Here is an 11,234-nt window from a genome sequence, read left to right as displayed (position 1 = left end):
CGGCCGCCGCGCCGAAGTCGGACTCGCCCTTGGCGGCGAGCACCTGGAAGTTGGTGATCACCTGGAACAGGTGGTCCAGCAGGCCGCGCACGTCGTACTCGGCGCAGGGCGTGGGCAGGGCGAGCTGGTCGTCGCGCACCCCGCGCAGCACCGGGAGGGCGTCGGCGGCGGCCGTTTCGAGGAGCGTGCTGATCTTGCCGGTCATGGCTCCGACGCTACGTACGGCGCCCCGGCCCGTATTGAACAAACGCGACATAGGATCCGGCCATGACAGCTCCACGGCGCGACACACGAGGCATCGTGGACGCCGCCGCGCTCTTCGCCCGGGTCGACTTCCGCCGCCGCCTCCCGGCGCCGGAGCTGCGCCGGTACGTGGAGCTGTACTGGCTGATCGACTGGGACCTCTCGGACCCGTACGCCTCCCATGTCGTCCCGCACCCCTCGGTGAACGTGGTCTTCCAGCGCTTCGGCTCGGCGCCGCCCTGGGGTGAGGTCTCGGGGATCGGCCTGGAGCTGTTCACGCAGAAGCTGGAGGCACGCGGACGCGTGTGCGGGGTGAAGTTCCGCCCCGGCGGCTTCCACCCCTTCGCACCCGCGTGGCCGGTGTCCGAGTGGTCGGGCCGACGGGTGCCGATCGCCGAGGTACTGCCCGCGACGGACGCGGACGTCGCCGCGATCCTCGATCCTCCTGAGGAGGACGCGCGGGTCGCCGCGCTCGACGCGTACCTCCTGGGACTGGGAGCACGGCCGGACCCGGGGGCCGACGAGGCGATGCGGGTGGTCGCCCTGGTCGGCGAGGACCGCACGATCCGGCGGGCGGCGCAGCTGGCGTCGGCGGCCGGGCTGTCGGTGCGCTCGTTGCAGCGGCTGTTCGCGACGTACGTCGGGGTGGGACCGAAGTGGGTCATCCTGCGCCACCGCATCCACGACGCCCTGGAGCGCGCCGAGGCGGAGGGCGAGCCCGACTGGGCGGCGCTGGCGGCCGAGCTGGGCTACAGCGACCAGGCGCATCTGGTGCGGGACTTCACGGCGACGGTGGGTGTCCCGCCGACGGCGTACGCGCGAGCGGTCGGGTAGACGGCCTCTTACAGGAGGCCGGCCACCACGTCTCGTCAGTACGTCTCGGCCACGGCGACGGCACCCCGGCCGTGCGCGGCGGCGTACCGCAGTACCCGCAGCGGCCCGGCCAGCAGCGCGGCCGAGTCGAACTCCCCCTCCGACGCGCCCGTCATCGCGTACACCCAGGCGTCGACGCGGGCCAGGACCTCCGTACGGCGGGGCCCGGTCACGCCCAGCACGGACTCGGCGCCCGGCAGCACGGCCCGCACCTCGTCGGCGGTGAGGAGGAAGTCCCCGAACCAGCCCGGCAGTTGGGCGGACGCCTCGGCGCCCAGGCCGTGGTGGAGCGCGGTCGCGGGCTCCCCCTCGCGTACGGCCACGGCGAACAGGCCGTCCGGGTCGGCCCTCTCGTCCTCGGCCCGGCGCAGGAGGCCGGTCGCCGCCTCCTTCATGGCCGCCACGGCGGGCGCGGTGGGGCCGCCGCCGCGCGCGAACGCCGCGAAGCGGTGCGCGGCGGGTGTCGGTCCGGGCGTGAAGTACGGCTCGCGGTCACCGCCGCCCAGCCACCAGCGCAGATCGTCGGCGCAGCCGTCGGGGACGGTCCAGGTCTCGTCGAGATGGGCGAACCGCCGGGGCAGGGCGGCGACCTCGGCGTCGGGCACGGCGCCGACGGACCAGACGCCCGTGTAGCTCATCCGACCGCACCTCCCGCTCGGGGTCCCGTTGTCAGTGCCCCGATCTACAGTCGGTCACATGGAGATGAAAGCACCCCAGGTACGGCTGGAGCCATGGTCGGCGGCGGATCTCGGGCTGCTGCACGCCTCGAACGCGCCGGAGCTGATGACGCATCTCGGCGGCCCCGAGACCGGGGAGCAGGTGCTGGCCAGGCATCTCAGATATGTGACGCTGAGCGCCGACCGGACGGGCAAGGGCCGGATGTTCCGCATCGTGCTGCTGCCGGACGGGGACGCGGTGGGGAACACGGGCTTCTGGGAGTCCACCTGGCAGGGGCAGGACGTGTACGAGACGGGCTGGAGCGTGCTCGGGGCCTTCCAGGGCCGGGGGCTCGCGGTGACGGCGACGAAGGCGGTGGTGGAGCGGGCGCGGGCGGAGCGCAAGCACCGCTGGCTGATGGCGTACCCGTCGGTGGACAACGGCGCGTCGAACGCGGTGTGCCGCAAGGTGGGGTTCGAGCTGGTCGGGGAGGCCGACTTCGAGTATCCGGTCGGCCACACGATGCGGTGCAACGAGTGGCGGCTCGACCTCGAAGCGGAGCCCGAGACGCGGCCCGAAGCGCAGCCCCGGGCGGAGTAGGACAGCGGTCCCGCCAGGTGTCGTACGCCCGCGGAAAGCCCTGGCCCGCCTCGCGGCCCGATGTCATGCTGACGACGTGAACGGACCGGAGATCCACCTCACCTTCGCCCCTGAGCTGCACGTCTTCGTCCCGGCCTGGAGGCGCGGCGGGCCGACGGCCGTGGCGACGGACGGCTCGTCCACCCTCGGCCATGTCGTGGAATCCCTGGGCGTCCCGCTCACCGAGGCCGGCCAACTCCTCGTCGACGGACGCCCGGTGGCCACCTCGCACATCCCGGCGGCTGGCGAGTCGGTGGAGGTACGGGCGGTGGTGCGCCCGCAGCACGTACCGGGCGCGCCCCTGCGCTTCCTGCTCGACGTCCACCTCGGGACCCTCGCGCGCCGGATGCGGCTGCTGGGCGTCGACGCGGCGTACGAGAGCGAGGACATCGGCGACGCGGCGCTGGCCGCGCTCTCGGCGAAGGAGCAGCGCGTCATGCTCTCCCGCGACCGGGGTCTGCTGCGGCGCCGGGAGATCTGGGCGGGGGCGTACATCTACAGCGACCGCACGGAGGACCAGCTGCGGGACGTGCTGGAGCGGTTCGCGCCCGTGCTCGCCCCCTGGACACGCTGCACGGCGTGCAACGGGCCGCTCGGGGCCGCGGACAAGGACTCGGTCGAGGACCGGCTTGAGCAGGGCACGCAGCGTACGTACGACGTCTTCGCGCAGTGCACGGCCTGCGGCAGGGTCTACTGGCGCGGCGCGCACCACGCGCGTCTGGCCGCGATCGTCGACGAGGCGATGCGCGAATTCGGCGGCGCGGCGGCGTAGTTGACGACTTCCCTGACGGGCGGCCCTCAGTAGACGTACAGGTCGCCGGTGGCGGGGACGAGCACATGGTGCTTGTCGTTGTCCGGGTTGCGGTCGTCGGCGCCGCCGTTCCACACGGTGGCGATGTCCACGGACACCTCGGCGGGATCGCCGACCGCCCGCAGGTCGAGCAGGAACTCGCTGTCCCGCCCGTCCGCCCGCAGCGCGCCCGACTGGCAGTAGACGACCTGGTTCCCGCCCCACAGACAGGCGTCCGGCAGCTTCCGCGCGGGGACCACCGGTACGGAGAAGCCCAGCCGGGCCGTCGCGCCCACCAGGTCCGACGGGCCGTGGTTGCCGGTGTGCAGCCGCACGGCGAGGCGCCCGCCCCACAGGGAGACGTCCCCGTGGTGGGCCACGTCTGCCTCCACCGCCCCCGGCGCGGCGTCCACGCCCGAGCCCGCACCGATGCCGGAACCCACACCGGAACCCGCGCTCAGAACCACGGCCGTGGCCGCGGTCGACGCCACCAACATCACTCTACGCATTGCTCCCATAATCGGAAGATACTCCTAAACGCCCCCCAAACCTGACCAACCGTCAGTGTGTCGAACCGCGGTCCTCCTCGCCGGGCCCGTACCGGTGCACCGCCCCGCGCGACCGCCGGGCCGTACCGCCTGCCTATCCTGGCCGGAAGTCGATCAGCCCCGTCGACAGCCGTAGCCGTAGGCGTGGCCGTCGACAGCCGCCCACACGCGCGAGGAGCACGCCATGACCGTCGCCGGTAGACCCACCGCAGTCGTCACCGGAGCAAGCAGCGGCATCGGAGCCGCCACCGCTCGCCAACTCGCCGCCGCGGGCCTGCACGTCGTCGTCACCGCCCGCCGCAAGGACCGGATCGAGGCGCTGGCCGCCGAGATCAACGCGGCCGGGCACTCCGCCACGGCGTACGTCCTCGACGTCACCGACCGCGCGGCCGTCGACGCGTTCGCCGCCGAACTCGGCAGCCTGCCGTCCGTCGACGTGCTCGTCGCCAACGCGGGCGGCGCGCTCGGCGCCGACCCGGTCGCCAGCGGCGACCCGGACGACTGGCGCCGGATGTTCGAGACGAACGTCATCGGCACCCTCCACACCACCCAGGCCCTGCTCCCCGCGCTCACCGCGAGCGGCAACGGCACGGTGGTGATCCTCACCTCGACCGCCGGCTTCGCCACGTACGAGGGCGGTGGCGGCTACGTCGCGGCCAAGCACGGCGAGCACGTCCTGGCCGAGACCCTGCGGCTGGAGATCGTGGGCACGCCGGTCCGCGTCATCGAGGTGGCGCCCGGCATGGTCAAGACGGAGGAGTTCGCGTCCACGCGCTTCCGCGGGGACACCGAGCGGGCCGCGAAGGTGTACGAGGGCGTCGCCGAACCGCTCAGCGCGGAGGACGTGGCCGACACCATCACCTGGGCGGTCACCCGCCCCCACCACGTGAACATCGACCTCCTGGTGGTCCGCCCCCGGGCGCAGGCCTCCAACACGAAGGTGCACAGGCAGCTCTGACGCGCTACCAGTGCGAGGGGCGCGCCAGCGTGGCCGGCGGTACGGTCGCGGCGTCGCCCCTCGCCGCGTCGAGCTGTGCCTGCGTGAGGAACAGGGCGCCGGTGAGATCGGCGCCGCGCAGGTCCGCGTCGCGGAAGTCCGCGCCGATGAGGTCGGCCATCCGCAGATCGGCGCCGCGCAGGTCGGCGGCGATCAGACGGGCGCCCCGCAGATTCGCGCCCTTCAGATCGGCGCCCTTGAGCTTGGCGCCCATCAGATCGGCGCCCCCGCGCTCCGTCCGCTTGCGGCGTACGCCGGCCCGGACGAGTTCGCTGGTCCGCCGCAGCAGGTCGCTCACGCCCGCCCGGTGACCGGCCACGTCCACCTCCACCAGGGTGTCGGCGTCGCTCGCGGCCAGGGCCTCGGTCGCTTCGAGCGCGTCCCGCAGCTCTTCGCGCAAGCCGCGGGCGGGCTCCATCGCCGCCGCCTCGGTGAGATACCGGAGCAGTTCGTGCAACTGCCGCATCACCTCGAACGCGGCGTACATGGCCGGCGCGCTCCCGGGCTCCTCCCGCCAGCTCCTCCCACCGAAGGTGACCTGCGAGACCCGCTGGCCGGCGCCGAAACAGTCGTACACCGTGCAGCCCCGGAAGCCCTCCTCCCGCAGCCGCGTGTGAATGCCGCAGCGGAAGTCGGTGCGCAGGTTCGAGCACGGCTGCCCGGCCTTCTTGTCGGCGGCGAAGTCCGCCGACGCGGCGAAAGGCAGCGCGACACAGCACAGCCCGAAGCAGTTTCCGCAGTCGGCGGTCAGATCGGTTCGGTCGGACACGAAGGCGGATCTCCCGGCTCAGGTGGCGGCACTGCGCCCCAGTGAACACCAGACCGACGGCCCCCCGACAAATGGTTTGCCCGCCCGCGGCCCCCGATGCCACGCTCACCGTCATGACGACGCCAGTCCCCCGCGTTGACCTGCTGGTCCGCCAACTCGACATGGCCTGGGCGCTGTTCGAGTACTACCAGAAGGACCTGGACGACCAGGCCTGCCTCTGGGAACCGTCCCCCGACTGCTGGACGGTCCGCCCGGACGGAGACGGAAACTGGGTCGCGGACTTCCAGCTCACCGAACCCGACCCGGTCCCCAGCACCTCGATCGGCTGGCTCACCTGGCACATCGGCTACTGGTGGACGACGACGCTCACCCACTGCTTCGGCGAGGGAGCCCCGCCGCGCGAGTCGATCCACTGGCCCGGCACGACGGAGTCCACGATCACCTGGCTCCGCTCCCTGAAGGACTCCTGGCGCGCGGAGCTGCTCCCCCTCACCGACGCCGACCTGGACTCCAAGTCCCGCACGGCCGGCCTCCCGTGGGGCGAGAACATGGAACTGGTCCACGTGGCGAGCTGGCTCAACTTCGAACTCACGAAGAACGTCGCGGAGATCGGCCTGACCCAACGCGCGTACGAGTCCTCCACACGACCCGCCTGACGCCGGGCTCGTCCCGCGCTTCCCGCCGGTTCGCTCACTCGTTCGAGTGATCAATGCGGCTACGGCTTCCGGTGAGGGCTTCCCAGCCTAGGCTCGAACACGAGAGACCAACTGAACGGCCCCGGACGGGAGGGCAATCCCGGCCGAGGCCTGACCGCCAAGGAAGAAAGGCCTTCCTCGTGGCTGCACAGGACCCTAACCCCCCGACGCCCACGCTCTTCGGCAACGACGCCCTTACACCACCGCTGCCCACAGCCTTCATGGATCTCCAAGATCCGCGCTACGCCTACATGTTCGGCTTCCTCCAGGCCGATGGGCACCTCTCTCGGGGGCCCGGCCGGAAGGGGAATCTCACCGTCGAGCTCAACGCTCGGGATGTGGAGATCCTGCGCGAGTTCCAGCGCTTGACCCTGTACAACAGCAGCATCAACACACGCACCCGAGCGACGAACTTCTCCGCGGAACACCACTCCGTCATCTGGGCGCTGTACGCGCTCGAAGCCCGGACGATCCTCAACGACATCGGCCTGCCCTACGGCCGTAAGTCGACACGGATCACCCCGCCACGCATCGCGTTCTCCCGCCCGGACTACTTACGCGGAATCCTCGACGCGGACGGGTCGGTCGGCTATACGGGTCAGGGCCTTCCGTTCCTCTCCCTCACCACGGCGAGCACCGCCGTCGGGGCATATCTGTGCCATTACACGAAGAAGGCCACCGGCGCTGAGCGCCAGATCAGGCGCAACGAGCGCGACAGCATCTACAACATCGTCTACACCAAGGAAGCGGCCGTGAAGCTGGCCGCCCATCTCTACTACCCCGGCTGCCTCGCCCTGGAGCGCAAGCGCGCCGCCGCGACCGCCCTCGCGGCCTGGCAGCGGCCGGCCGGCATGAGGATCCGGCCGCCCGGCCGACGGTGGAAACCGTCCGAGGACCGCATCCTGCTGCGTCTGGGCGACCCCGCCCGCGCGGTCGTCGACCTGGACCGGACCGCGAGGAGCTGCGCCGTACGCCTCTGGAGGCTCAGGACCGGACTCGTCGCACTGCCCCCGCACGAACCGGACACACCTGAGGAGCTGTAGCGCGACTGTGGCGGTGCCACTATGCGCGGCACCGCCACAGCCCCCCGTAACGCCCCCGTCAGCCCTTCACGCACACGACCTGCTTGAGCTTCGCCACCACCTCGACCAGATCCTTCTGCTGGTCGATGACCTTCTCGATCGGCTTGTACGCGGCCGGGATCTCGTCCACGACGCCGGAGTCCTTGCGGCACTCCACGCCCCGTGTCTGCTCCTCCAGATCCTTGGTCGTGAAACGCTTCTTCGCCGCGTTACGGCTCATCCGCCGCCCCGCCCCGTGCGAGGCCGAGTTGAACGCCGCGCTGTTGCCGAGGCCCTTCACGATGTACGTCCCGGTGGCCATCGAGCCGGGGATGATCCCGAGGTCGCCGGTGCCCGCCCGAATCGCGCCCTTGCGCGTCACCAGCAGATCAACGCCGTCGTAACGCTCCTCGGCGACGTAGTTGTGGTGGCAGCTGATTTCCGGCTCGAAGGTCACCCGCGCCTTCTTGAACTCCTTGCTGAGGACGTTCTTCAGCAGGCTCATCATGATCGCGCGGTTGTACTTCGCGTACTCCTGCGCCCAGAACAGGTCGTTGCGGTACGCCGCCATCTGCGGCGTCTCCGAGATGAAGACCGCCAGGTCCCGGTCGACCAGGCCCTGGTTGTGCGGGAGCGACTGAGCCACACCGATGTGGTAGTCGGCGAGCTCGTTGCCGATGTTCCGCGAGCCGGAGTGCAGGGTCAGCCAGACCGCGCCTGCGGAATCGACATTCACCTCGATGTGGTGATTGCCCGCGCCGAGCGTTCCCATCTGCCGCACCGCCCGCTGCTGACGGAATTTGACCGACTCGGCGATCCCGTCGAACCGCGCCCAGAAGTCGTCCCAGCGCGGGCCGACCTCGTCCGGCTCGATCAGCTCGTCATGCATCCCCCGCCCCACCGGGATCGCCTGCTCGATCCGCGAGCGCAGCCGCGACAGGTCGCCCGGCAGGTCGTTCGCCGTCAGGGACGTCTTGACCGCCGACATGCCGCATCCGATGTCCACGCCCACCGCCGCCGGGCAGACCGCGCCCTGCATCGCGATGACCGAGCCGACCGTCGCGCCCTTGCCGAAGTGGACGTCCGGCATCACGGCGAGGCCCTTGATCCAGGGCAGCGTCGCCACGTTCCGCAACTGCTGCATCGCGACGTCCTCGACCGACGCGGGGTCGGTCCACATACGGATGGGGACCTTCTCGCCCGGCACTTCCACGTACGACATAGTTCCTCGATTCCCCCGAAAGTCTGATAGAGCAAAAACCGGAACCAGCGCCGCCAAAACAGACAGCGAACCGGCATCCACGGCAGTGCTTGAGGTACACATTGTGTCCACCGCACGCCATGCGGCGGCAAACCGTTTTCGCGTGAACTCGCCATCTGTGCCGAACGTGGAACCAGCGCGGCACCTGCGTAGTTCTCACCAGTGCGACCATTTAGAACTCATGTCCACACCGCGTAGATGAGGAGCCCAGGGACCGTGCAGCGAAAGGCGTACGTACCCGGCCTGGCGGCGCTGCTCGTGACACTCGTCGCGGGTTGCACCTCCGGCAGCGGCGGCGACGGCTCCGACGTCGACGCGAAGGCCGGTGTCCCCACCACGACCACCGCGCCTCCGGGGAAGTACCGGACGCTGAGCGAGCCGTGCGGTTCCGTGGACCGCCCCACGCTGCGGGATCTCCTGCCGGGTGTCACCCAGCTCCCCGGGGAGCAGCAGGAGAAGGCCCTGAAGGGCACGGCCGCGGTGACGTACGACACGGATCGCCGCGTCGGGTGCTCCTGGTCGGCGGACGCCCCGAGCGCCTCGCACCACCTGGTGATCGACGTCGAGCGCGTCGTGTCCTACGACCCGGCGGTGAGCGACGCCGACAAGGCGCAGGAGGTCTACGCGAAGAAGGAGGACGGCGCGGCGCTGCCGCCTCCTGTGGAGGGCGCGGGCGGGAGTACGAGCCCGTCAGGGTCGCCGTCCGACGGCAAGACGCCCAACAGCAGCTCGACGACCGGCCCCTCCGCGACCATGACGCCCTCCGGCCTCCAGCCCCGTCTGCTGGACGACCTCGGCGACGCGGCCTTCGTGGACGACGTCTTCGCCTCGTCCGGTTCGGCCGCCAAGCGCCGTACGGTCAGCGTGGTCTTTCGCACATCGAACGTGGTGGTGACCGTGCGGTACGCGGAGCAGCCGGCCCATCCGACGACGGTCCCGGACAGCAAGGAGCTGCAGGAAAAGGCCCGTGGGCTGGCCCGGCAGCTGGCCGACCAGCTCGACGAGTAGCGGGGCCGAGTCCGCCGCACGGGCCCTGAGCCGCGCTCGGGGCGGTTACCGTGGCCGATCGGACCGTACGACTGTCGACTCAAGGACCACTGAAGGAACCATGCAGCGATCAGCCCCGCGACCCAGCCGCTCCCGCACCCGCAACCGCGTTCGCATGCTCGCGTGCGCAGCCGTCCCGGTGATGATCGTCGCCGCCGGCTGCTCGTCCGACTCCGACGACGCCGCCAAGGACGCGGACAAGCCCGCGGCCTCGGCCTCGAAGGAGGCGCCGAAGGTGGCCCCGGCGAAGTTCAGCTCGCTGCCGGCCGACCCGTGCAAGTCGATCGCCAGGAAGACGATCGAGGACCTGGTGCCCAAGGCGAAGGACAAGTCGGGCTCGTCCGGCAAGTCCTCGGACATCTCGACGCGTGGCAGCTGCTCGTGGAACGGCCTGGACGACAACGGCGTCAAGGGCTCGCAGTACCGATGGCTGGACATCTCCTTCATGCGCTACGACTCCGACACCGGCATCGGCTCGGGCCAGGACCGCGCCGCGGACTATTACAAGAAGGAAGTCGCCAAGGCGCGGGCGACGGAGGGCGCGAAGGGCACGAAGGCCGCCCCGGCGTCCGGCATCGGTACGGAGGCGACGACGGTCACCTACAGCCTGACGAAGACGGACGAGTCGTTCGGGTACGCGACGGTCGTGGCGCGCTCCGAGAACGTGGTGATCACGCTCACGTACAACGGCGCGGGCTACGCGGGCGCGAAGTCCCCGGCCGCTTCGGACCTGGTGAAGGGCGCGACGAAGGCGACGAAGGAAGCGGTGGCCGCCGTTCCGGGAGCGGCGGGCTGAGAGGCGCCGTACGGGCGCGGGGCACGGCCCCGGCCCGTACGGCGATTGAGGACAAACACCCCGCCACCCCCTCCCCGTACGCCAACTCCCCGGCCGCGCACGGCTCCCCGGGCCACAGCACCCGCACGCGTATGCGAGGCTGTGCCCCGCCAGATGTCCAGGACGGGAGGGGCCACGGGTGGCCGCGATGCAGCTCACTCGCACGCACCGAATACTCATCGGCGTCGTCGTCGCCGGCGCGGTTCTCATCGCCGCGATCGGTTTCGCGGGGTCGTACTCCGCCGTGCGCGACCTCGCCGAGAAGAAGGGCTTCGGGCAGTTCTCGATCGTCTTCCCGATCGGCATCGACGCGGGTATCTGCGTCCTGCTCGCGCTCGACCTGCTGCTGACCTGGATGCGGATCCCGTTCCCGCTCCTGCGGCAGACCGCGTGGCTGCTCACCGCCGCCACGATCGCCTTCAACGGCGCCGCCGCCTGGCCCGACCCGCTCGGCGTCGGCATGCACGCGGTGATCCCGATCCTGTTCGTCGTCTCCGTCGAGGCGGCCCGCCACGCGGTCGGCCGTATCGCGGACATCACCGCCGACAAGCACATGGAGGGCGTCCGCCTCACCCGCTGGCTGCTGGCACCCGTCCCGACGTTCAAGCTGTGGCGGCGGATGAAGCTGTGGGAGATCCGCAGCTACGAGGACATCATCCAGCTCGAACAGGACCGGCTCATCTACCAGGCCCGCCTCCAGGCGCGCTACGGCCGCAACTGGCGCCGCAAGGCCCCGATCGAGGCGATGATGCCGCTGCGCCTCGCCAAGTACGGCGTCCCGCTCGCGGAGACCGGCCCGGCCGGTCTCCGCGAGCGGGA

14 protein-coding genes are annotated in these 11,234 nt (G+C 71.0%); 9 read left to right on the top strand and 5 right to left on the bottom strand.

Features of this window, described 5'->3' with window-relative positions; translation table 11 throughout:
• Nucleotides 1-205, bottom strand: a 205-nt coding sequence (locus BHU15_RS04260; protein ID WP_171908308.1) for a maleylpyruvate isomerase N-terminal domain-containing protein, incomplete at its 3' end; no start/stop codon positions are given.
• 62 nt (nt 206-267) lie between these two features.
• Here BHU15_RS04260 and BHU15_RS04255 point away from each other — a divergent pair.
• Nucleotides 268-1,077, top strand: coding sequence for a helix-turn-helix domain-containing protein (locus tag BHU15_RS04255; protein ID WP_023539498.1), 810 nt, complete (start codon nt 268-270; stop codon nt 1,075-1,077).
• Between the two features lie 35 nt (nt 1,078-1,112).
• Here the strand turns inward: BHU15_RS04255 and BHU15_RS04250 are convergent, their stop codons facing one another.
• Complete coding sequence (locus tag BHU15_RS04250) at nt 1,113-1,754, bottom strand: hypothetical protein (RefSeq protein WP_069625921.1); 642 nt, start codon at nt 1,752-1,754, stop codon at nt 1,113-1,115.
• A 58-nt stretch (nt 1,755-1,812) separates the two neighbouring features.
• Here BHU15_RS04250 and BHU15_RS04245 point away from each other — a divergent pair, with 58 nt between their 5' ends.
• The gene (locus tag BHU15_RS04245) at nt 1,813-2,373 is read left to right on the top strand and encodes a GNAT family N-acetyltransferase (RefSeq protein ID WP_069625920.1); all 561 of its coding nucleotides are present in this window, start codon (nt 1,813-1,815) and stop codon (nt 2,371-2,373) included.
• A gap of 76 nt (nt 2,374-2,449) precedes the next feature.
• Complete coding sequence (locus BHU15_RS04240) at nt 2,450-3,184, top strand: Mut7-C RNAse domain-containing protein (RefSeq protein WP_069625919.1); 735 nt, start codon at nt 2,450-2,452, stop codon at nt 3,182-3,184.
• Nucleotides 3,185-3,210: 26 nt separating this feature from the next.
• On the opposite strand, the gene BHU15_RS04235 is transcribed toward BHU15_RS04240, so the two are convergent.
• Complete coding sequence (locus BHU15_RS04235) at nt 3,211-3,693, bottom strand: hypothetical protein (protein WP_247748890.1); 483 nt, start codon at nt 3,691-3,693, stop codon at nt 3,211-3,213.
• A gap of 241 nt (nt 3,694-3,934) precedes the next feature.
• On the opposite strand from BHU15_RS04235, the gene BHU15_RS04230 reads away from it, so the two are divergent.
• A complete protein-coding gene (locus tag BHU15_RS04230) occupies nt 3,935-4,708 on the top strand; it encodes an SDR family NAD(P)-dependent oxidoreductase (RefSeq protein WP_069625917.1) in 774 nt (257 codons plus the stop codon).
• A 4-nt stretch (nt 4,709-4,712) separates the two neighbouring features.
• On the opposite strand, the gene BHU15_RS04225 is transcribed toward BHU15_RS04230, so the two are convergent.
• Nucleotides 4,713-5,516, bottom strand: coding sequence for a pentapeptide repeat-containing protein (locus BHU15_RS04225; protein ID WP_069625916.1), 804 nt, complete (start codon nt 5,514-5,516; stop codon nt 4,713-4,715).
• Nucleotides 5,517-5,629: 113 nt separating this feature from the next.
• Between BHU15_RS04225 and BHU15_RS04220 the strand changes: the two genes are divergently transcribed.
• A complete protein-coding gene (locus BHU15_RS04220) occupies nt 5,630-6,172 on the top strand; it encodes a DinB family protein (RefSeq protein WP_069625915.1) in 543 nt (180 codons plus the stop codon).
• A 260-nt stretch (nt 6,173-6,432) separates the two neighbouring features.
• On the top strand, nt 6,433-7,254 hold the full coding sequence (locus tag BHU15_RS04215; RefSeq protein WP_171908307.1) for an LAGLIDADG family homing endonuclease: 822 nt from the start codon (nt 6,433-6,435) through the stop codon (nt 7,252-7,254).
• Nucleotides 7,255-7,312: 58 nt separating this feature from the next.
• On the opposite strand, the gene BHU15_RS04210 is transcribed toward BHU15_RS04215, so the two are convergent.
• Nucleotides 7,313-8,494, bottom strand: a complete 1,182-nt coding sequence (locus BHU15_RS04210) for an RtcB family protein (protein WP_069625914.1) — start codon at nt 8,492-8,494, stop codon at nt 7,313-7,315.
• Nucleotides 8,495-8,749: 255 nt separating this feature from the next.
• On the opposite strand from BHU15_RS04210, the gene BHU15_RS04205 reads away from it, so the two are divergent.
• The 3 genes from BHU15_RS04205 to BHU15_RS04195 all read left to right on the top strand — a co-directional run.
• Complete coding sequence (locus BHU15_RS04205; RefSeq protein WP_023539507.1) at nt 8,750-9,541, top strand: DUF3558 domain-containing protein; 792 nt, start codon at nt 8,750-8,752, stop codon at nt 9,539-9,541.
• Between the two features lie 100 nt (nt 9,542-9,641).
• Nucleotides 9,642-10,376, top strand: coding sequence for a DUF3558 domain-containing protein (locus BHU15_RS04200; protein ID WP_069625913.1), 735 nt, complete (start codon nt 9,642-9,644; stop codon nt 10,374-10,376).
• 178 nt (nt 10,377-10,554) lie between these two features.
• Nucleotides 10,555-11,234 (top strand): DUF2637 domain-containing protein (locus BHU15_RS04195; RefSeq protein ID WP_141726762.1); only part of this gene is annotated, 680 nt, incomplete at its 3' end.

It is taken from the genome of Streptomyces niveus, assembly GCF_001723055.1.
Lineage (GTDB): Bacteria > Actinomycetota > Actinomycetes > Streptomycetales > Streptomycetaceae > Streptomyces > Streptomyces niveus.
The sequence above is the reverse complement of the archived record's forward strand: the minus strand, read 5'-3'. Positions and strand labels throughout refer to the sequence as shown.